This window comes from Lysinibacillus sp. FSL R5-0849, assembly GCF_038595075.1.
In the GTDB taxonomy this organism is placed as follows: domain Bacteria; phylum Bacillota; class Bacilli; order Bacillales_A; family Planococcaceae; genus Lysinibacillus; species Lysinibacillus fusiformis.
The window spans coordinates 118,720-140,855 of record NZ_CP152004.1 but is presented as its reverse complement, the minus strand read 5'-3'; the positions used below and the strand labels follow the sequence as shown (position 1 = coordinate 140,855).

The window sequence follows — 22,136 nt, the reverse complement described above, 5'->3', positions numbered from 1 at the left end:
AGGCCATGATAATGTTTGAAGATTTTCGCAACAAAACGCAGCAGGAAGATGGGATGATTTTCCCTTCTAACATCTATCGGAAAATTGTGTTACAGCCAGCCTATGAAGAGGCAAAGAAAAATTTTCTAACTATTATGCTACAAATTAATATAGCTCATTTAAAAATGTTAGAAGAACAAGGACTTGTAAAAAAAGAGGAAGCGAAACAAATTGGGGCAGCACTAAAGAAAATAGATTTAAATTATTATCGTTTAGAAGATTATAGCCCCCAATACGAAGATTTATTTTTCCGCATTGAAAATAAATTAATAGAGCTTGCTGGCGACGTTGCTGGAAATCTTCATATTGGACGCAGTCGTAATGATATGGGCATCGCCATTTATCGTATGACACTAAGGCAAAAATTACTGTTATTAATGCGAGAGCTACTAACATTGCGAGATGATTTAATCGCAGCTGCTGAGGAGCATGTAGATACTATTATGATTGGCTACACGCATACGCAACAGGCTCAGCCTACAACCTTTGCCCATTATTTAAAGGCTGTCATTGACCAGCTTGAACGAGATTTTGAGCGCATGCAGCATGTCTATAAAACTGTTAATCGTAGCAGTATGGGGGCTGCAGCCTTAACTACAACAGGATTTAATATAAATCGAGAACGGATGCGTCATTTGTTGGCATTCGATGATATTATCGAAAATGCGTGGGATGCAGTGGCTGGAGCTGACTATATTGCTGAAGCAGCAAGTATTGTACAGCTTGCTGCACTCAATCTTGGCCGGACCTCTCAAGATTTTTTATTATGGGCTACACAGGAGTTCAATGCCTTCACACTCGCAAGTCCATATGTTCAAATAAGCTCTATTATGCCCCAAAAGCGTAACCCTGTTTCAATTGAACATACGCGTTCATTACTATCGGCTGTTGTTGGAGATGCAAGCACCGTGTTACAGATGGTACATAATACACCATTTGGAGATATCGTCGATACTGAGGATGATATGCAACCCTATTTATGGCGTGCCATCGACCGCTTAGTTGGGATTTATAAATTATTTGGCTCACTTGTTGTCACAATGGATGTGAACAAGAAAAAACTAAGAAACCGTGCAGAGAACAGCTTTGCCAATGTTACTGAGCTGGCTGATACATTAGTACGTTCAGAGGATATTTCCTTCCGCCAAGCACATAGCATTGTTAGTAAATGCATTAAAGTACTACTTGCTCATAGTGAGGAATCACTAGCAAGCCTTACATGGGGACTCGTGAATACTCAATCTAAATTGATTACGGGAAAAGAATTAAATATTTCAGAAGAGGATTTTTATAAAACCTTACAGCCAGAGTCTTTTGTTGGTGTTCGAACACTACCAGGTGGCCCAGCTCCCGCCACAATGAAAGCAGCACTTGAACATGCCAAAATGAATACGAAAAATCTTTATGAATGGATTCAATTAAAGGAAAGTTCCATTATTGAAGCGGAGAAAGAATTAACGATTTTTCTTGAGGAATGGAGCCAATGATGAAATGGCTTCTAGTTATTGATGGTGGTGCGACAAAAACGGCATGCGCAGTCGTTCACGCGGAAACTGGTGTTATGGAATATTCAGCTTCAACAAAGGGCTCCAACTATCAAGCCATTGGTATGGAAGCAGCTACAGTGATATTACATGAGCTTTTAGCAAAGGTAGAAATTTTTTTGCAAAAGTATCCCTGCTCTCAAATTGCTGTAGCTACCTTTGCCTTAGCTGGGATTGATTCTCCAAAAGACAAAGAAATAGTTACAGCTATTGTTCAAAATGCCCTATCAGCCACACAGCTTTCTATTGCTACTCTTATTATTGAAAATGACGCTGAAGCCACACTACTTGGTGTGACTGCTGGACAGGCAGGTGCATTACTCATTGCTGGAACAGGAGCAATCGCTTACGCCTATGATGGACAGCAAATCGTTCGTGCTGGAGGCTGGGGACACCGAGCTGGAGATGAAGGTAGTGGTTATTGGCTAGGGCAAGAAGTGGTAAGAGCCATCTTTAAAATGGAAGATGGTCGAGGTGAGACCACTATTTTAAAAGAGGCTGTCTATCATTCCTTAGCTATACAAAATGTAACCGAGCTCGCTGAATGGTTATTTCAGCCATCCTATACAAATGCACAGTTGGCCAAAATGGGGGCATTTGTTGCTCAAGCAGTTGAACAACAAGATGCTTGTGCCATTCAAATATCACAACAGGCAGCTCACGAATTGGCTCTTTTAGCAAAAGCCGTGTTAACAAAGATAGGCTATCAGAATGGACTGTTTCCTCTTTACTGTAATGGTGGTGCCATCAAGTATAATCCACTTATTTTAAAAACATTTACAAATATATTAGCAGTAACGCATCCGCAGATCTCCATTTCTCTTTGTGAGCAGCAACCAATTGATTATTTAATTGAACGAACAAAAAGGGCCTTTGACTGTTGATAAGTCATGCCCTTTTTGTTGTCCCCATTTATAGGGCCATTTTCTTCAACTCATTCGTTGTGAAATAAAGATAGCCATCTTTCACAAATAAATCCTTCGTATCTTCTCGGTTTAGGGACTGTTCCCCGCTACCATCTGGACGAATCTTTGTTAAATAAGCGCCTCGGGAATAATTACTATAATAGAGCCATCCATCTGCATAAACGACGTATTGTACACGGGAATTTGTTACTCGTTTCGTTTTACCCGTCTTCATATCAAGCACATACAGCTTATTGTCATCAGAGATGTTGCTAAAATATAATTGATTGTCAACCTGTGCTGGGAAGTCTATATCATGATAGTAGCTATAGAGTGTACTCGTTGCTTTAGGATAATCTTCAGCAATCCATGAGTGGTCTTTTGCCATTGTGCGGTCGTCAACTAAAAAGTATTGGTAACGAATGGCCCCCTTACGATCTGGGACTGGATCATTCCACGTTGTGTCAAGGTGATACCATTGTCCACCTAACTTCACTAAATTCCACGCATGTCCTTCTTGACCTACATATCCTACAATATATTTCGTTTCAATCCCTAGCTTTTGTAACATGGAGTGAGCAAGTAAAGCATAGCCCTGACATACCCCTCCGCGCTCTGCAAGAACGGTATAGGCGCTATGGGGACTAGAATTTGTTTGGTCGGTATAGGCCGTATTCGCCACAATATAATCATTAACGGCTCGTACCTTTTCTACGTCTGACATAGATGTATTACTAATTTTGGCAATGATTTCTTGGACATTCATCTCCACGTAAGCAGCCTGTTCTGGGGTCATTAAATAGCTTTGCTCCCCAAATATTGTTGCCTGGTTTCTTCCATATTCAAAACGAATTGAATGTTTACTAATATGGCCATACACATAATCGTCTCTTTCGATGGCATTGTTATAGGCCTCTTCTACAATTTGTTCAATTCGTTGTGTATTCCCTTTATACTGAATTTCAAATTTCGGTGAGAAACTACTATAATACGCATACATTGCATCAGTCATTTCCTTAACGTTTGTCACAACTAACTTTGTCTCTGGCTTCTGAATTGCTTGAGCAGTAGGTGCTACCTCCATATCATGCATGTCTTCTATAGGTATGGCCGTTTCTATTGAGGCATTGTCTGAAAGTCTAGCGGTTACATCAACGATTTTTTCCTTTGTTGAAAGAAGCATTGTTTCTATCTCATCATTATTTGTCCATTCCGCTATCTGCCGGACAACTGCTTTACCTGCCGTATAAATGGGGTCAATGAAAACAATGATGATCATAATAATGGCTAATTTCTTCCACAAACTCCTCACCTCCAACCGTCTTCTTCTATTCATTATATACAAAAACAAGCACAAAGAACCCGTTCAGAGTCCTTTTATGCCTGTTAATAATTGTTTATTGACTTAATGGAAGTTTATGCTCTTTGGCATTCATGTTATAGATTAGATAATTGTCACTAATCTTTAGATTCGTTACTGGCTGTTTGACCAACACCTCAGCCTTTAATGTTTTCAGATTTAGTTTTGTTAAATAACCGCTGTTGCTATAATCACTATAATATAGATTTTGGCCCATTCCAGTAATATACAACGCTCGTTTATCCAACACTTTTGTTTTTTTACCAGTTGCCATTTCTAGCTTATATAATTTATCGTGATCAGCCGTATTACTAAAATAGACGACATTATTTAATGGATACGCAAAATGAACATTGTGCATAAAGCTATATTTAGTGCTTGAGGCCGCAGGATAATCTGTCTGAATCCAAGAATGATCCTTCTTAAGCACTTCATCCGTCACTAAAAAGTAATCATAGGATGCAGCACCAATGCGATTAGGTAGTGGATCATTCCATGTTGTATCCAAATGGTACCATTTGCCGTCTACCTTTACCAAGTTCCAAGCATGGGCCTCATTTTCATTCACAAACCCCACCACATATTTTGTTTCAATTCCACTCTGTGACAGCATTGCCTGTGCAGCTAAGGCATAACCTTGGCAAACAGCTTGTCCTTCAAATAGCAAAGCATAGGCACTATGGGGACTTGCTTTTGTTTTAGTACCATAACTAGTATTCGATACAATATAATCATTAATAGCTTTTACTTTATCGAATTCAGTCATAGTGGGCTTTATAATATTTTTCAATACTTGACCAATCTTTTTTTGTACAGCTGCTTCTTGTGTTTGATTTGTCAGGTACTTTATTGTATAGGATACGTTCCCTAAAGAATCTGCGGAAATTGTTGTGCTTTCCATATGTCCGCTTGCGTATACAGCCTGCTTTTTAGCTTGATCAAAAGCAGCCATAATCTCTTTTTTGAAATCACCCATCGGCCCAGTATATGTAATGTTAATATCCGTTTCAAAACTATTAATTTTCTTTATTAGTTCTTTTGTAAACTGCTCCCAAGTTGTGACTGTTGAATTTGCTACAACAGGATTTATTACGGATTTAGTCTCCTCTTGTTGTGCATAAGCCGCAGTCGGGCTTAACATAAGTAAAGTAGCGCCACATAATAGCCATTTCTTCATAACACAATCACCTTCCCTTTTTACGCTATCATTATTAGTTAGCATAACAAAGAAAGTGACTACTAGGCTATGAGACAAGTGCCCCAACTAAGACTTTCAACTAAAAAAATAAAATGATCCTTATAATATAAATTACCTAAAAATTGAATATAAGCGTCGATTATAACTATTAAATTGTAAAAAAATAAAACTCACTACATTCCAGTGAGTTTTTTTGACAATTAACGACTTTTTACTACTAAGTTAACCGCTTCCTGAATGGCCTCATTCATCTTTTCGCCATCCCCTTCCGCATTTTGCACACATTCCAATAAATTTGTACTAACAATCACACCAACCGTTCGGTCTACAGCCGAGCGGACGGCTGATAGCTGCGTAATCACTGCCTTACAGTCTTTTTCCTCCTCCATCATCTTCAAAATACCACGTAGCTGACCTTCCATCCGTTTCACCCGATTTTTTACTTGATCTGAATATTCCATAAACATGCTCCTTTTTTCTATACTCGCTACGTTCTATTGAGTAATTGTTATCCTTTATCCTAGCTCTTTATTTCAATTTTAAACCTTAATTATCATTGTTTTCTTGGTCGTAAATAATTCATAAGCATTCTCGTTATAATGGAGCTTGCATTTGTTATTTCATCATACTGAATAATGGAGTTTTTTTTTATTCGTAATTGCCCAATCTCTACCTCGAAAATAGAGCACTTTCGTTTAAGTGCAGCGATTAGCATATTTGTATCATAATCATAATGTTCACCTTTTACCTTCATTAGCCATGGTAATTCATTCATCGAAATATAGCGTAAACCCGTTTGAGTATCCATCAATTTCCGGTGATAGAGCAGTTCAAAAAAGAGACTTGTTGCACGATTTCCCCAATAGGAAAGAAAGGTACTATCGACCGAATGGAAGTTTCGCACGCCTAGCACAATACCTTCTGAAAAGACCTTCGTCATCGTTAAAACAAGCTTTACATCTTGTAATGTATGCTGACCATGTGCCCCTACTGTGAGTACCCCATGAAATATTCTTTTTTGCTCTCGTATATATGTAAAGGCTGTCTTTAGGGCACCACCTTTTCCAATATTGTCTCGATGCTGAAGGACTTGGCAGCCTTCTATTTTTTTTAGGTCGTCAAAAATCCCTTTATATTTCTGATCACTTCCATCATTGACAATAATAATTTGTGTAATGGTCGTTGCTAGTAATTGATGTACATAGGTAATGAGTGATTGTTGCGGATTATATGCTGGAATAATAGCTGCAATATTTTTCATGTTTATCCTCCACCTATAGGCTGTCAGGCTCTTCATATTGATGAATTCCCCTTATATCAAATAGTATCATGTAACAGCAACAATTCAACTGATGAATCCCATGAAAACATATCAATAATATCGATATTTCTCCGATATATGAAAAAAGAGAATACCACGAAAGAGGGTGAGTACGATCGTCATACATTATGAAATTCTTGAAGAACAATGTCATAAGTTAAGGCAATTTTCCTTCGCAACATTAGCTAAAAATTTACAGGAAGCTAGTTTTTTCGCCATTTCGAACCCTCTAGTTTCTTTACAAAAATCACTGCTAGTATTAGAGGAGATTTTATTTGAGGTTTATCAATTTGAAATGCATACTACACCCAAATTAAAAAATGTCCGCATGCTGTTAAATAATCGTAGTTTTACAGCCCAAATTCATCCTCGTCGAATTTTCCTATTAATGAATCTCGTCTATAAAATGACGAGCCATACTAGTAATGAACTTGTGGAGGCAAAGGCGGCCAAAATTGTTCTTGATTATATAACTGATATTGTTGAATGGTTTATGAAGCGCTATGATCGTAGCTTTAAATCGAATATCGCTGATGAGAAAATTTTGATGTCGGATAACAACCTATATCAGCTGGAACATTCAACAGATGCTTATAAACATGCAGCTGATTGGTTCGAAATTGCGGCACAAAATGGTGACGCAAGTGCTCAATATAATTTAGGAGCGCTTTACAACCATGGGCAGGGGGTTAAAAAGGATTATACACTTGCGAAAATGTGGTATGAACGAGCCGCAGCTCAAAACGATCCCAATGCACACTATAGTCTCGGTGTCCTCTTTCATCTAGGACAAGGTACGGCACAAAATTATGGGGAGGCCGCTCATCACTACCAAATAGCGGCTGATTTAGGAAATGCAGATGCTCAGTACAATCTGGGTGTGCTTTATAATCAAGGGCTGGGCCTATCGCAAGATTTCAATGAGGCAGCCAAATGGTACACCTTAGCCGCGGATCAAGGGAATACCAGTGCACAAAACAATTTAGGATTTCTTTATCATAATGGGACAGGTGTAGAGCAGAGTTATGTGAAGGCCAGCACTTATTTTGAAATGGCTGCCTTAGCCGGAGATGCAAGTGCGCAATATAATCTAGGCTATATGCATTTGAAAGGTCGTGGCATTCCACAAAATTTTGCAGAGGCAGCCAAATGGTTCCACATGGCCGCTTTACAAGACCATATGAATGCAGAATTTCAAATTGCCATGCTCTACAATACTGGCCTAGGAATAGACAAGGACCATATTGAGGCTTTGAAGTGGTTTAAGCTAGCAGCACATAAAGGACATTTACTTGCACAATATTACCTTGGTCTTCTCTATGAAAAAGAACAGGATATCGTATTAGCTGAGAAATGGCTACTCCTAGCTGCTAAAGAAGGACATATTAGTGCTGGCTTCGAGCTTGGGCGTCTATATGTTTATCAACTTCAACAACCAGATAAAGCTCTGCCTTATCTAAAGGCTGCAGCTGAAAAGGGTTATGTGGATGCTCAATACGAGCTCGGACTTTTATTAACTGTAGGAGCTGGTGTTCCTGTTAATTATCCAGAAGCCGTGCAATGGTGGAGAGCTGCAACTGATCAGTCTCATATTCAGGCTGAGTATCAATTAGGCCTATTATATGAGCAAGGATTAGGGGTTTCTATAGATCTGGAAGAGGCACGCCGCTGCTATCGTTTAGCTGCCATTCAAGGGCATGCGGGTGCTCAATACCAGCTCGGAAATTTATTTGATAAAGGTAAGGGTGTTACCCAGGATTACACTGAAGCTGCCAAATGGATTGAGCAAGCTGCCGCACAAGGGCATATAAAAGCTCAATTCCAATTAGCACAAATGCACAGTCATGGGCAAGGCGTTCCAAAGGATTTTGCTAAAGCAGCCCAGCTCTATAGATTGGCTGCGAATCAGGGCCATCAGAAGGCACAATTCCAACTCGGTCTAATCTATAAAAAAGGGCAGGGTGTTGCCCAAGATTATCAAGAAGCCACAAAATGGCTGAAAAAATCACTTCAAGATATCCAATAAACATGAAAAACCTACCGCGTCACGAGCTTATGTAACACGGTAGGTTTTGCTAATTTTTCATATCTTCTTGTTGTTTAATCATAAATGTTACTACAATGAATAAAGCAAAGCTAATTAATAACGTAGTTCCACCTACAATAAAGAACACTAAAGTAAATGTGCTGCCAAAATTAAATGGATTGATATTGTAAAACCACATCCCTAATGTTAAGCCAAAAACACCAAGAATAGCTGTCCAACCATGTATATTCACTATTTTTTGTGATTTGACTTTAAAAGCTCTATAAAAAATACCCCATGCAAACATACTCAGCCAACCAACAAGTAAAATATGTGCATGTATCGGTCTATATTCGTAGCTACCTGAACCGGACATATGTGAACCTAGATAGGTTCCGATTAAAGCAAAAATGGCAGCCAAACGAATAAGGCGTATGCTCCACTTCTGTTCCATACGAAAACTCCCCCTTAGTTTGTTTCAACTAAGTAGCAGTCTATCGGGAGAACATGAACTTTACATGAACTCCTCATGACAAAATGGGGAGATCTATATATACCTTTGTCCCCGCATTGACTGCGCTTTCTATATGGACAGTGCCTCCATGTAGCTCTACGATTTGCTTGACAATTGCTAGTCCCAATCCTGTCCCTTGCTTCGTTCTAGAAGTGTCTGCTCGATAAAAACGGTCATAAACTTTTGCTAATTGATCTGCAGTCATACCTATTCCATTATCCTCAACAAGGATTGCAAGCGAAGCAGGTTTTTGCTGTAAATCTAGATGTATTTGACCTCCCTCCACATTGTACTTAATCGCATTTGTCAGCAAGTTGTCCCACACATTTTGTAGAAGCCCTGCATCTCCATTAAAAATAACTTGCTCCATTTTGTAAGTGATTTGGAGCTGAGCCTCTTCCATTTGCCAGCGATATTTTCGTACGCTTTCCTTTAGCTGTTCATCTAATCGGTAACGCTCACGTTTGATTATTCGTGTCGATTGATCAAGCGATGTTAATAACAATAACTGCTTCGTTAAAGTTGATAAGCGTTTTGTTTCCAATTCGATAATGGCTGCGTACTCCCGTCTTTCCTTCTCCTTCAGCAAAGGATTTTTTAGTAAGTCAACATATCCTTGAATATTTAATAAAGGGGATTGAAAATCATGCGATACATTACTTATAAATTCCTTTCGCACGCGATCATTCTCCTGTAATTTTTCTGTCATTATATTAAAACTAGTAGCTAATTGGCCTAATTCATCATTACGGTCAATGTCCAAAACGGTATCAAACTTTTCATGTGCAAGCTGTTGAGTTGCCGCTGTTAGCTTTGTAATGGGACGAATTAGTGCCTTAGCAAATAGTAGCATGGCCAGTAAACTGAGCACTATCATGACGAGCATTAATCCACCAAGCAATGTATGTACCTCCGAAAACAATAAGCGAATATCCGGTCTTACGAACAATGCATAGGACTTATTTTCATACGTAAATGGCACACCAATTGTATTAATTAACTCATTAGCAAAAAAGCCTGTTACAAACGTTTCTTTTGGAAAATCTCGCATACCATGATAGACCTCACCATTTAAAACATGCTTTACAACGGATTCAGACAAAGTCTTATCCCGATAATCGCCACCAAAAAAGTGCCCTTCCTCGCCAGTGGTTACATATATTTGATAGCCAATTTCGCCAAGTGTCATGAAATAATTATTTAAATCCTCGGGCTTAGCAGTCTCAATATATTGCGCAATCCCCTGTGCGATGACAACGTTTTTTGTATCGTTTTTTTCTTTTACGACTTGATGATAATATGTATTCGTCGCTAAAAAACCAATACACAAGCTCCCTATCATCACTAGCAATGTGGTCATTACAAATTTACTATATAAAGTCTTCATGACGTTGCCTCTAGCTTATAGCCAACGCCTCGTACCGTGATGATTTCAACAGCCGTATCAAAACGATTTAATCTTTCTCGAACCCGCTTCACATGCGTATTCAATGTTTGCTCGTCCCCATCATAGTCATAGCCCCATACTTGCTCCATTATATAGCTCCTTGTAAATACCTGGTTAGGACGTGATGCCAATAACGCCAGCAATTCAAATTCCTTTAAAGGTAAGATAAGTGTCTCTTCTCCAATAATAACCTCGAAGCTACGACGATCGATTACTAGATGGCCCACTTGGATGGTTATTTGATTTTTCTTATCCAATCTACGCAAGATAGCGGCTATACGAAATAATAATTCCTTTGGCTCAAAGGGCTTCACAACATAATCATCTGAGCCGGCTAAAAAGCCTCGCTCTTTATCTTCAAGCTCACCCTTTGCTGTTAATAATAAAACAGGAATATCGTAATCTTGTGTTAAAGTCTCGGTCAGTGTGAATCCATCCATCCCTGGCATCATCACATCTACGACTGCTAAATCGGGTAGATTCCCGTTAAGTAATGCTAGTGCCTGCTGAGCATTTTCCGCACGTAACACTTGATAGCCCTCTTTTGTTAAATAAATATTTACTAGCTGTAAAATATGCACATCGTCATCGACAACAAGAATTTTCATCTGCTTACCTCCAGTCAATATGAAAAAAATTCGCTCACTTGGAACGAATTTTTCATCATAGATCCTTATTATTTTATAACGAAAATATAGAAATCAACAGCAATAAGAGAAAAGGTAACCCAATGACAATATATCCTCTTGGATTGGCAAGGTTCATCGTCCACCCTACCCCAAAACGTTTCTCTACAAAAACAGAAGGATCCTGACGATTCATATAAATTAAACCGCCCTTCCAATAACGATCTTCATCCACATCCATGACCTGTGAATCAATATTTTTTTCATAGCGAACTCTATATTTGCGCTTTTTCACAACATAAATTAAAAGAGAACCGACTACAACAGCTAAAAATAAAACAAATAGCGGTAATAGCTTATAGCCTACAGTCATGGAAGGATAAATATTACTAAGTTGTAGCACCGTTAATAACACTGTTATAGCATAGCTTACTAATAAAATTTGCCAGCTCATAAATTTTCGAGTTTTTAGCTGATCCTCTAGTGATTCCTCCTTGCGATTTACCGCTATTTTGATGGCAGAACGCTTTATCGAATCAGTAATGCCCCACATCATGAATTGCATCATAAGCATAACAAGAGGCAATGAAATGGCCGTTAAATACGTCTTGCTTTTCCAAGCATCTGCCTCTCCACTTGGTCCCCAATGTACAGCTATATTAGCTGGCATTTGATCGTAATGAAGGATTGTATAAATAATTAAAAATCCTGATATCACTAAGGGCACAGCAAAGAATGACCAAGGAAGCATCTCATCACGGCTTCGTGCTGTGAGATCGACTGCACGTACCTGTTTAAGATTTACGCCCCACTGCTCCTGCCTTTTTAAGGCTGATATCTTTTGGTGATATACCCAGTATAGCCCCATACTCACTGTAAGCATGCTCCATAAACAACCGAGTAAAAACATACCTTGAATGGATTCAGAAGTAAGCAAGTTGTAACTAATAATCATAACAATTAAAAACACCACGCCAGTGCCTCCGACTATTTGGGCGTAACGTTTTTTCACATTAGCTAGGGCAGGATGCTTAATATTTTGATCTGGCACAGTGACCCCAAAAACAATGGTCTCACGTACAATAAAAGGAACGATTATTTGTAAAACTAATGTCATGATGTAAATAGATATAAAAACACCAAGTAGCATATTGCTACACTCCCTCTGCTGGAATATGCAAGTCTGCGAACACCTTTTTCATCATGTGCTCAATTTGTTCTACTGTTGCGCCGAGCACCATACCTTCTGCCACAACAGGCTTTAAATTCTTTTCAATTTGTCGTAATTGTTCTGGCGTCAAAGCCTTCTCCTCTGTTGAACATATAATGGCTCCCGATTTCGCGCGTATAGCTATTATGCCTTTAGCCTCTAATTCATGATAGCTTTTATTTACAGTATGCATATTAACGCCTAAATCAGCAGCTAAACTCCGAACAGATGGCAAGGTCTCTCCTTGCTTCATATCTCCTCTTGCTATCCCTTCAATGATTTGACGTGTCACCTGCTCATAGATGGGAACGTCAGATTGCGGCTCTATTTGAATAAACATGTTTATCAGCTCCATATTTGTTATATGTTTAGTATAACAAATATTTTTCAAATGTACATGAAGGAAAAACTATTTATAGTGAGCGCTTAATCGTCTCGATAAAATTTTGCACCAGCAAATTTTGCTTTTCTTTTTTTCTCGTACAAATGGAAATTTTATGTTTAACGGGATGTATATCTTTTATATAGACCCTTGCCAATTGCCCACTCTCGACATATTCCCTAACTGCCAGGGATGAAATAAAATTGGCTCCATATCCCGCTATAACAGAACGTATGGTTTCATTGATCCCATTAAATTGTAACGCAATTTTTGGTGGCTCTACTTGGTACGTTTGACATAAGGAAAATAGATGCTCTCTCATCGAGCTCCCTTTCTCTCTCATAATAAATGGCTCCTGAAACATTTCAATTAATGTAATAGTTTGATGAGCATACCTATGATGGGGTGACACCACAAACCATAGTTCATCCTCATATAATTCCTCCCACCATATTTCTTTAGGTCTCTCAGAAATTCCTCCGCCATAAATGGCAATGTCGGCTTTATAGTGTATTAGTTGCTCAAAGGCATCCTTTGTATTGGTAGTTGTAATCATTAAATTTACATGTTCATTGGCTGCCTTAAAAGTAGCTGCCCATTTAGGAATTAAAAAATTGGCTGGTAGATAAGTAGATACTATATGTAAATCCCCTGCTTTGGCAAGGCGATACTCTTCTACAAATGTTTCTATATGCTGTTCAAGGGCCATCAAATGTTGAGCCTTCTCCGTTAGAGCTATGCCAAACTCGGTAAGTACGACCCCTCGCCCCTGCTGCTTAAAAAGTTGTACGCCTAATTCATGCTCAAATCGTTTAATTTGGCTCGAAACAGCAGGCTGGCTTATACATAATAATTCTGCCGCTTTTGTGAAACTACCAGTAGTAGCAACGTGATAAAACAATTTTAAGCCATGAATATTCATCATTTTCTCCTATCCATAACATTTAGTTATATATGAATAATTATAATATATTTTTTTTATGATTCATTTTATCATACACTCTAAATGCAAGCTTGCACTTTTTAAATGACATAGAAATGAGGGCTGTACGATGACAGAGTTAAATGTTTGGCATAATGTAGACAATTATTTTACGGATAAACTTCTACCAGATAACAGCTGTCTTACCGCTGCACTACTGGCAAATAAAGCTGCAGGTATACCTGAAATTGATGTATCCCCAACTCAAGGGAGATTTTTGTATTTACTAACTAAATTGAAAGGAGCCGTTAATGTATTAGAGATTGGCACACTTGGTGGGTATAGCAGTATATGCTTAGCTCAAGCTCTTTCAAAAGAAGGGAAAGTGGTGACTTTAGAAATTAATGAAGACTATGCCTCTGTCGCTCGTAAAAATATACGACATGCAGGCTTAGAGGAAAAGATTGAAATTATCGTCGGTCCAGCGTTGGATACATTGCCAGACTTGAAAAAAAGGGGACATTTTTTTGATGTCATTTTTATTGATGCAGATAAGCCCAATAATCCTGAATATTTAAAGTGGGCAGTAAAGCTAGCGAATTCAGGTGCTGTTATTATTGCGGATAATGTAGTGCGGAATGGTGCTATCACAGATATAAATAGTATGGACGAACGTGTTAGCGGCGTACAGCAATTTATAGATCTGCTAAAAGAGGAGCCCCGTATTGAAGCAACAGCAATACAAACGGTTGGCGTCAAAGGCTATGATGGCTTTGTCCTGGCCATAGTCAATTAATATAGAAAAAATCCGCGTAGCCTGGAAAAACAGTTACGCGGATTAATTAAAAAAGATGTCTTATAAGCTCCCCATCTAAGCTCGTAGGACATCTTTTTCCTCTAAATTACTTTTATAATTAGACCCCTTTAATACAATTGTGCTCATCTCACTAGTAACGGGGGAACAGACCCCGTCATATTTTACTTTGTAGGAAAGCTGAATATGTTTTTAGTGGATTTTCATTTACGCTAATTTTTCATAGCCTGGAAGTGTCAAGAATTCCGCGAATTCATCTTGCTCAATTAAGGATTTAAACAGTTCAGCGGCTTCTTCAAAGCGACCACTGTTATAGGCTTGTTCCCCAACAGCCTCTTTAATTTTGACAAGCTCTTCTTCCAGAATTTCAAGGACAAACGCTAAAGTAATGCCGCGCCCATCATCTAAAATACCTTTTGGATGTCGAACCCACTGCCACACTTGTGTACGAGAGATTTCTGCTGTCGCAGCATCCTCCATTAAATTGTTAATTGGTGCAGCTCCATTACCACTAAGCCATGAAGCAATATATTGTACACCAACACTACAGTTAACACGAAGTCCCTCAAGGGTAATTGTGCCCTCAGGTACAGCTACTAAATCATCTGCAGTAACTTGTACATCCTCACGCTTTTTATGAATTTGGTTGGGGGTCGTCATAATGGCATCAAATTGCTCCATTGCTGTTGCCACCATACCTGGGTGCGCTACCCAAGTACCATCATGCCCCTCTGTTGCTTCACGTCGCTTATCTTCAGCAACCTTTGCAAATGCCACCGCATTCGCTTCATCATCATTTTTAACAGGAATTTGTGCAGCCATCCCGCCCATTGCAGGTGCGTTCCGCTTATGACAAGTTTGAATACATAAAGATGTATAAGCCTTCATGAATGGGACGATCATTGTAACTTGACCTCGGTCTGGTAAAATAACATCCGCTTGATTACGAAGGCGTTTAATATAACTAAAAATATAGTCCCAACGTCCACAATTCAGACCAGCTGAATGTTCACGTAGCTCATATAAAATTTCATCCATTTCAAATGCCGCCAAAATGGTTTCGATCAATACAGTAGCTTTTATAGTGCCCTGTGGAATGCCAATATAATCTTGGGCAAATACAAAGATATCATTCCATAGACGAGCCTCTAAATGGCTTTCAAGCTTCGGAAGATAAAAGTACGGCCCCGTTCCTTTTGCCAGTGCATTTTTTGCATTATGGAATAGATACAAACCAAAGTCGAAGAAACTTCCAGAAATCGGTTCATCATGAACAAGTACATGCTTTTCAAGCAGGTGTAAGCCTCTAGGACGAACTAGTAACACGGCTGTTTCAGCATTTAGTTTATACGTTTTTCCATTAGATGCTTGTGTAAACTCAATCGTCTTATTAATAGCATCACGCATATTAATTTGACCACCAATCATATTTTCCCATGTTGGAGAAGAAGCATCCTCAAAGCAAGCCATAAACATCTTTGCTCCAGAGTTTAAAGCATTAATAACCATTTTACGGTCAACCGGCCCAGTAATTTCAACACGCCGATCCTGCAAATCTTGTGGAAGAGGTGCAATTGACCAATCACCTTCACGAATATGCTTTGTTCCAGGTAAGAAATCTAGTTTCTCTCCCGCATCTAGACGCTTTTGGCGTTTCTGACGAGCATTCAATAACTCTTTACGGCGAGCATCAAATTTCTCGTGCAGGGCAAGAACAAACTCAAGAGCTTCAGGCGTTAAAATTTCATTTGTATGCTCATTTTGTTCTCCAACAATTTTAAGCTTACCTGTCGTTGCTTGTTTCATTAGTTGTTTACCCACCTTTGCGATTTTAGTTTTGTCTTCCTCCGCTTTAGGAGGAGCGGAGGAGACTACTCTATGATTATGAATTTAGGAAAACACGTATTTTTTATACGAACTGTTCAGTTTCTGTCGATCCAGCCATTGCCGTTGTTGAAGAAGTACCACCTGAAATAACTTGAGAAATTTCATCAAAGTATCCAGTACCTACCTCGCGTTGATGGCGTGTCGCTGTATAGCCTTTAGATTCGGAAGCAAACTCAGCTTGCTGTAGCTTAGAATATGCAGCCATACCATTATCTTTATAATCATGTGCCAACTCAAACATAGAGTGGTTTAATGCATGGAATCCTGCTAAAGTAACAAACTGGAATTTATAACCTAGCTTACCAAGCTCACGCTGATACTCTGCAATTTCCTCTTCTGAAAGATTTGCTTTCCAGTTAAATGAAGGTGAGCAGTTGTATGCAAGCATTTTACCTGGGAATTCCGCATGAATAGCTTCTGCAAATTCACGAGCTTCCTCAAGAGATGGTTTAGAAGTTTCACACCAAATTAAATCAGCGTATGGTGCGTAAGCTAAGCCACGAGCAATTGCTTGTTTGATGCCTGCCTTTGTACGGAAGAAACCTTCAGGAGTACGTTCACCAGTAATAAACTCTGCATCACGTGGGTCGATATCTGAAGTAACCATATCCGCAGCATCAGCATCTGTACGAGCGATAAGAATTGTATCAACACCCATAACGTCAGCCGCTAATCTCGCAGCTACTAAATTACGTACAGCGTTTTGTGTTGGAAGTAAAACTTTACCGCCTAGATGACCACATTTCTTCTCTGAAGCTAACTGATCTTCAAGGTGAACACCAGCTGCCCCTGCTTCCACCATGCCTTTAACAAGCTCAAATACATTAAGAGGTCCTCCAAAACCTGCCTCTGCATCTGCTACAATTGGAGCAAACCAGTCAAATTGGTCGACACGTCCTTCAGCATGATCAATTTGATCTGCACGTTGAAGTGCTTGATTAATTCGTTTAACTACTGCTGGTACAGAATTGGCTGGGTATAGTGATTGATCTGGATACATTTGACCCGAAAGGTTTGCATCCGCAGCTACTTGCCAGCCTGATAGATAGATAGCTTTGAGTCCAGCTTTAACTTGCTGTACCGCCTGATTCCCCGTTAATGCCCCCAATGCATTAATAAACGGCTCCTCATGTAATGAATTCCATAGTCGAGTAGCACCTTTTTTTGCCAAAGTTTGTTCAATTACTACAGTACCTTGTAGTTTAATAACCTCTTCAGCCGAATATGTGCGTTCAATACCAGCCCAGCGAGGGTTTTCAGCCCATTGTTTCTCTAAAGCTCCGATTCTTTCTTGACGAGTTGACATATTGAAATTCCACCTTCCCCTTTGTGTACAATATACTCTGTTAAAAAACTTTTAAACCACTGTTCCATAACAGGTTTATTTGTTGTAAATTAATATATAACAGAGTATTTGAATTTTCATTATTTTTTGATAAAAGACCAAATTTTTATGACAAAGCTATCCTTTTTTGCGACGAAATTTGGATGGTTATTTACAAACAAGGGGGATATTCACAATGAACAATGAATTAAAATCATGTGCAAAAGATATTTCAGAACAATATATTTCAATGTTGAGCGATTGGATTCCTACTGATTCATCCATTGCAATTGCCGTTAATAATTCTTATATCTTTATTCAACCAGGGCATCCGAGTATCCATTTAGAAATGGGTCAACAAGTGTTACCTGGAAGTATTGCCGATCAAGTATTGCGCACACAGAAAAAAACAGAAACAATTTTAGATAATTTGTCATGCGATACACCCTTTTACGGTATCGGCTATCCGATACTCATTCAGGATGAACCAGCAGCTCTAGTAGTCATACTGCCATCTACTTTCACTACTAAAAAGACAGAACCATTTGAGTTTATAACAGGAAAACAAGATGAAGAATGGAATCCTGTAGCCATTAATAAAGTATCGCATATTGAAAGTCTTCAAAAAAAGACATGGTTTTATGTAGAGCGCGAACAATTTAAAACGAGCATCACCCTTAAAGAACTTGAAATAAGATTACCATCATACTTTATTCGTATTCATAGATCCTATATCGTAAATATTTATTTTATAAAAAAAATGGCGCGTGATTTGACATCAAACTTTATTATTACATTAATGGATGGTAGTGAATTACCAGTGAGTCAATCATATATCAATAACTTGAGAAGTGCGCTTAAGTTTTAAATATATTAGCTGTCTTACTCCAGAGACAGCTTTAATTTTTTCTGTTGAAAACGAAAAAAGACCAGAGAAAAGATTCTCTGGTCTTTCTAGTGCCTAGCGACGTCCTACTCTCACAGGGGGAAGCCCCCAACTACCATCGGCGCTAAAGAGCTTAACTTCCGTGTTCGGTATGGGAACGGGTGTGACCTCTTTGCCATCATCACTAGACTATTTTCGGCTTTCAATATACATAGCATTTCTTCGTCAGCTGCTGTCGTTCAGTCAGTCACGTACTTGAGTACGCTCCTTCCCTCTCTCCATTGCTTCCTCGAACTACTCGTATCTTGAAACCCTTCATAAAAGAAATTATTCTTTCAAAACTGGATAAACGGTTCATTGAATGTTTCAAACTTTTTGGTTAAGTCCTCGATCGATTAGTATTCGTCAGCTCCATGTGTCACCACACTTCCACCTCGAACCTATCTACCTCATCGTCTTTGAGGGATCTTACTTACTTGCGTAATGGGAAATCTCATCTTGAGGGGGGCTTCATGCTTAGATGCTTTCAGCACTTATCCCGTCCACACATAGCTACCCAGCGATGCCTTTGGCAAGACAACTGGTACACCAGCGGTGTGTCCATCCCGGTCCTCTCGTACTAAGGACAGCTCCTCTCAAATTTCCTACGCCCACGACGGATAGGGACCGAACTGTCTCACGACGTTCTGAACCCAGCTCGCGTACCGCTTTAATGGGCGAACAGCCCAACCCTTGGGACCGACTACAGCCCCAGGATGCGATGAGCCGACATCGAGGTGCCAAACCTCCCCGTCGATGTGGACTCTTGGGGGAGATAAGCCTGTTATCCCCGGGGTAGCTTTTATCCGTTGAGCGATGGCCCTTCCATGCGGAACCACCGGATCACTAAGCCCGTCTTTCGACCCTGCTCGACTTGTAGGTCTCGCAGTCAAGCTCCCTTGTGCCTTTACACTCTACGAATGATTTCCAACCATTCTGAGGGAACCTTTGGGCGCCTCCGTTACCTTTTAGGAGGCGACCGCCCCAGTCAAACTGTCCGCCTGACACTGTCTCCTGCCCCGCTAAGGGGCATGGGTTAGAATTTCAATACAACCAGGGTAGTATCCCACCGACGCCTCCTTCGAAGCTGGCGCTCCGAGATCTCTGGCTCCTACCTATCCTGTACAAGTTGTACCAAAATTCAATATCAGGCTACAGTAAAGCTCCACGGGGTCTTTCCGTCCTGTCGCGGGTAACCTGCATCTTCACAGGTACTATAATTTCACCGAGTCTCTCGTTGAGACAGTGCCCAGATCGTTACGCCTTTCGTGCGGGTCGGAACTTACCCGACAAGGAATTTCGCTACCTTAGGACCGTTATAGTTACGGCCGCCGTTTACTGGGGCTTCAATTCGCAGCTTCGCTTGCGCTAACCACTCCTCTTAACCTTCCAGCACCGGGCAGGCGTCAGCCCCTATACGTCACCTTACGGTTTTGCAGAGACCTGTGTTTTTGCTAAACAGTCGCCTGGGCCTATTCACTGCGGCTCTCATGCGCTTGCACGCTCAAGAGCACCCCTTCTCCCGAAGTTACGGGGTCATTTTGCCGAGTTCCTTAACGAGAGTTCTCTCGCACACCTTAGGATTCTCTCCTCGACTACCTGTGTCGGTTTGCGGTACGGGCACCTCTCACCTCGATAGAGGCTTTTCTTGGCAGTGTGAAATCAGGAACTTCGTCCATACGGACTCGCCATCACAGCTCAACGTTACAGTGTGCGGATTTGCCTACACACACGCCTTACTGCTTGGACGCGCATAACCAACAGCGCGCTTGCCCTATCCTACTGCGTCCCCCCATTTCTCAAACGGTGAGGAGGTGGTACAGGAATATCAACCTGTTGTCCATCGCCTACGCCTATCGGCCTCGGCTTAGGTCCCGACTAACCCTGAGCGGACGAGCCTTCCTCAGGAAACCTTAGTCATACGGTGGACGGGATTCTCACCCGTCTTTCGCTACTCATACCGGCATTCTCACTTCTAAGCGCTCCACCAGTCCTTCCGGTCTGACTTCAACGCACTTAGAACGCTCTCCTACCACTGACATCGTAGATGTCAATCCACAGCTTCGGTGAATCGTTTAGCCCCGATACATTTTCGGCGCAGCGTCACTCGACCAGTGAGCTATTACGCACTCTTTAAATGATGGCTGCTTCTAAGCCAACATCCTGGTTGTCTGTGCAACGCCACATCCTTTTCCACTTAACGATTACTTTGGGACCTTAGCTGGTGGTCTGGGCTGTTTCCCTTTTGACTACGGATCTTATCACTCGCAGTCTGACTCCCGTGTATAAATATCTGGCATTCGGAGTTTGTCTGAATTCGGTAAACCGGGATGGCCCCCTAGTCCAAACAGTGCTCTACCTCCAGTATTCTCATCACGAGGCTAGCCCTAAAGCTATTTCGGAGAGAACCAGCTATCTCCAAGTTCGATTGGAATTTCTCCGCTACCCACACCTCATCCCCGCACTTTTCAACGTGCGTGGGTTCGGGCCTCCAGTAAGTGTTACCTTACCTTCACCCTGGACATGGGTAGATCACCTGGTTTCGGGTCTACGACCACGTACTATTTCGCCCTATTCAGACTCGCTTTCGCTGCGGCTCCGCCTTCTAAAGCTTAACCTCGCACGTAATCGTAACTCGCCGGTTCATTCTACAAAAGGCACGCTATCACCCATTAACGGGCTCTAACTACTTGTAGGCACACGGTTTCAGGATCTCTTTCACTCCCCTTCCGGGGTGCTTTTCACCTTTCCCTCACGGTACTGGTTCACTATCGGTCACTAGGTAGTATTTAGCCTTGGGAGATGGTCCTCCCGGATTCCGACGGAATTTCACGTGTTCCGCCGTACTCAGGATCCACTCAGGAGGGAACGAACTTTCGACTACAGGGCTTTTACCTGCTCTGGCGGACCTTTCCAAGTCGCTTCATCTAACTCGCTCTTTTGTAACTCCGTATTGAGTGTCCTACAACCCCAAGAGGCAAGCCTCTTGGTTTGGGCTCTTCCCGTTTCGCTCGCCGCTACTCAGGGAATCGATTTTTCTTTCTCTTCCTCCAGGTACTTAGATGTTTCAGTTCCCTGGGTCTGCCTTCAAGACGCTATGTATTCACGTCAAGATACTACGCGATTAAACGTAGTGGGTTCCCCCATTCGGAAATCTCCGGATCAAAGCTCACTTACAGCTCCCCGAAGCATATCGGTGTTAGTGCCGTCCTTCTTCGGCTCCTAGTGCCAAGGCATTCGCCGTGCGCCCTTAATAACTTAACCTATCAGCTTCCAATACACATCACATTTCGTTGTCAGCTTCACTCGTTCAATCAGTCACGTACTGAAGTACGCTCCTTCATTTACTCGATTGCTTCCTAGAATTGCTCGTGTCTTGAAATCTTTTAATGTTATTAAGCCTATAAAAAAACTTAAAAAATAAATGTGTTTGTTACAATTTCAATGTCGTTTTATCCAGTTTTCAAAGAACAAGTTTGGTGGAGCCTAGCGGGATCGAACCGCTGACCTCCTGCGTGCAAGGCAGGCGCTCTCCCAGCTGAGCTAAGGCCCCAAGAGGTATATATGGTGGGCCTAAATGGACTCGAACCATCGACCTCACGCTTATCAGGCGTGCGCTCTAACCAGCTGAGCTATAGGCCCTCTTGGAAGTTTTATATTATTAATAAACCTTCAAAACTGAACGCAAAACG

Annotated in this window: 17 protein-coding genes, 2 tRNA genes and 2 rRNA genes; 5 read left to right on the top strand and 16 right to left on the bottom strand. The window is 40.7% G+C overall.

The features are described 5' to 3' along the window. The first annotated feature begins 11 nt into the window (after positions 1-11). Together argH and MKY80_RS00710 are read left to right on the top strand one after the other, a co-directional pair. The gene (gene argH, locus MKY80_RS00715; protein WP_089986858.1) at positions 12-1,526 is read left to right on the top strand and encodes an argininosuccinate lyase; all 1,515 of its coding nucleotides are present in this window, start codon (positions 12-14) and stop codon (positions 1,524-1,526) included. Further along, the gene (locus MKY80_RS00710) at positions 1,514-2,467 is read left to right on the top strand and encodes a BadF/BadG/BcrA/BcrD ATPase family protein (protein ID WP_258954987.1); all 954 of its coding nucleotides are present in this window, start codon (positions 1,514-1,516) and stop codon (positions 2,465-2,467) included. Before argH ends, MKY80_RS00710 begins: the two co-directional genes overlap by 13 nt. A 28-nt stretch (positions 2,468-2,495) precedes the next feature. On the opposite strand, the gene MKY80_RS00705 is transcribed toward MKY80_RS00710, so the two are convergent. The 4 genes from MKY80_RS00705 to MKY80_RS00690 form a co-directional block, all read right to left on the bottom strand. Further along, positions 2,496-3,800, bottom strand: coding sequence for a transglutaminase domain-containing protein (locus MKY80_RS00705; protein WP_328038605.1), 1,305 nt, complete (start codon positions 3,798-3,800; stop codon positions 2,496-2,498). 85 nt (positions 3,801-3,885) lie between these two features. Continuing rightward, positions 3,886-5,025 carry a transglutaminase domain-containing protein gene (locus MKY80_RS00700; RefSeq protein ID WP_089986855.1) on the bottom strand — a complete coding sequence of 380 codons (1,140 nt, stop codon included), beginning with the start codon at positions 5,023-5,025 and terminating at the stop codon, positions 3,886-3,888. Between the two features lie 221 nt (positions 5,026-5,246). Further along, positions 5,247-5,507, bottom strand: a complete 261-nt coding sequence (locus MKY80_RS00695; RefSeq protein ID WP_004233098.1) for a metal-sensitive transcriptional regulator — start codon at positions 5,505-5,507, stop codon at positions 5,247-5,249. Positions 5,508-5,599: 92 nt separating this feature from the next. Then, positions 5,600-6,307 (bottom strand): glycosyltransferase, encoded by a 708-nt coding sequence (locus MKY80_RS00690; RefSeq protein WP_089986854.1) that lies wholly within the window; start codon positions 6,305-6,307, stop codon positions 5,600-5,602. A 166-nt stretch (positions 6,308-6,473) separates the two neighbouring features. On the opposite strand from MKY80_RS00690, the gene MKY80_RS00685 reads away from it, so the two are divergent. Then, positions 6,474-8,393 carry a tetratricopeptide repeat protein gene (locus MKY80_RS00685; RefSeq protein ID WP_342531472.1) on the top strand — a complete coding sequence of 640 codons (1,920 nt, stop codon included), beginning with the start codon at positions 6,474-6,476 and terminating at the stop codon, positions 8,391-8,393. 49 nt (positions 8,394-8,442) lie between these two features. Here the strand turns inward: MKY80_RS00685 and MKY80_RS00680 are convergent, their stop codons facing one another. From MKY80_RS00680 to MKY80_RS00655, 6 genes are all read right to left on the bottom strand, one after another. Continuing rightward, positions 8,443-8,847, bottom strand: a complete 405-nt coding sequence (locus MKY80_RS00680; protein ID WP_089986853.1) for a hypothetical protein — start codon at positions 8,845-8,847, stop codon at positions 8,443-8,445. A 73-nt stretch (positions 8,848-8,920) separates the two neighbouring features. Then, entirely contained in the window at positions 8,921-10,294 is a 1,374-nt protein-coding gene (locus MKY80_RS00675; protein WP_089986852.1) for a HAMP domain-containing sensor histidine kinase, read from the bottom strand. After that, positions 10,291-10,962: a response regulator transcription factor gene (locus tag MKY80_RS00670; RefSeq protein ID WP_036148215.1), complete on the bottom strand. Its 672-nt coding sequence runs from the start codon at positions 10,960-10,962 to the stop codon at positions 10,291-10,293. Before MKY80_RS00670 ends, MKY80_RS00675 begins: the two co-directional genes overlap by 4 nt. A gap of 73 nt (positions 10,963-11,035) precedes the next feature. Beyond that, on the bottom strand, positions 11,036-12,097 hold the full coding sequence (locus MKY80_RS00665) for a DUF5808 domain-containing protein (protein WP_258954985.1): 1,062 nt from the start codon (positions 12,095-12,097) through the stop codon (positions 11,036-11,038). A 37-nt stretch (positions 12,098-12,134) separates the two neighbouring features. Next, complete coding sequence (locus tag MKY80_RS00660; protein ID WP_089986850.1) at positions 12,135-12,530, bottom strand: GntR family transcriptional regulator; 396 nt, start codon at positions 12,528-12,530, stop codon at positions 12,135-12,137. 73 nt (positions 12,531-12,603) lie between these two features. Beyond that, the gene (locus tag MKY80_RS00655; protein WP_089986849.1) at positions 12,604-13,494 is read right to left on the bottom strand and encodes a LysR family transcriptional regulator; all 891 of its coding nucleotides are present in this window, start codon (positions 13,492-13,494) and stop codon (positions 12,604-12,606) included. 130 nt (positions 13,495-13,624) lie between these two features. Here MKY80_RS00655 and MKY80_RS00650 point away from each other — a divergent pair, with 130 nt between their 5' ends. After that, entirely contained in the window at positions 13,625-14,290 is a 666-nt protein-coding gene (locus MKY80_RS00650; RefSeq protein ID WP_089986848.1) for an O-methyltransferase, read from the top strand. 225 nt (positions 14,291-14,515) lie between these two features. Here the strand turns inward: MKY80_RS00650 and aceB are convergent, their stop codons facing one another. Beyond that, on the bottom strand, positions 14,516-16,114 hold the full coding sequence (gene aceB / locus MKY80_RS00645; RefSeq protein WP_342531465.1) for a malate synthase A: 1,599 nt from the start codon (positions 16,112-16,114) through the stop codon (positions 14,516-14,518). Positions 16,115-16,217: 103 nt separating this feature from the next. Next, a complete protein-coding gene (aceA, locus tag MKY80_RS00640) occupies positions 16,218-17,501 on the bottom strand; it encodes an isocitrate lyase (protein WP_089986846.1) in 1,284 nt (427 codons plus the stop codon). A gap of 214 nt (positions 17,502-17,715) precedes the next feature. On the opposite strand from aceA, the gene MKY80_RS00635 reads away from it, so the two are divergent. Continuing rightward, complete coding sequence (locus tag MKY80_RS00635; RefSeq protein WP_089986845.1) at positions 17,716-18,387, top strand: LytTR family DNA-binding domain-containing protein; 672 nt, start codon at positions 17,716-17,718, stop codon at positions 18,385-18,387. A gap of 91 nt (positions 18,388-18,478) precedes the next feature. Here MKY80_RS00635 and rrf read toward each other — a convergent pair. The 4 genes from rrf to MKY80_RS00615 form a co-directional block, all read right to left on the bottom strand. After that, positions 18,479-18,594, bottom strand: a 5S ribosomal RNA gene (gene rrf, locus MKY80_RS00630). Positions 18,595-18,780: 186 nt separating this feature from the next. Then, positions 18,781-21,708, bottom strand: a 23S ribosomal RNA gene (locus MKY80_RS00625). A gap of 213 nt (positions 21,709-21,921) precedes the next feature. Continuing rightward, positions 21,922-21,997: transfer RNA gene (locus tag MKY80_RS00620), tRNA-Ala, on the bottom strand. Positions 21,998-22,009: 12 nt separating this feature from the next. Next, positions 22,010-22,086, bottom strand: a tRNA-Ile gene (locus MKY80_RS00615). Positions 22,087-22,136 lie beyond the last annotated feature (50 nt).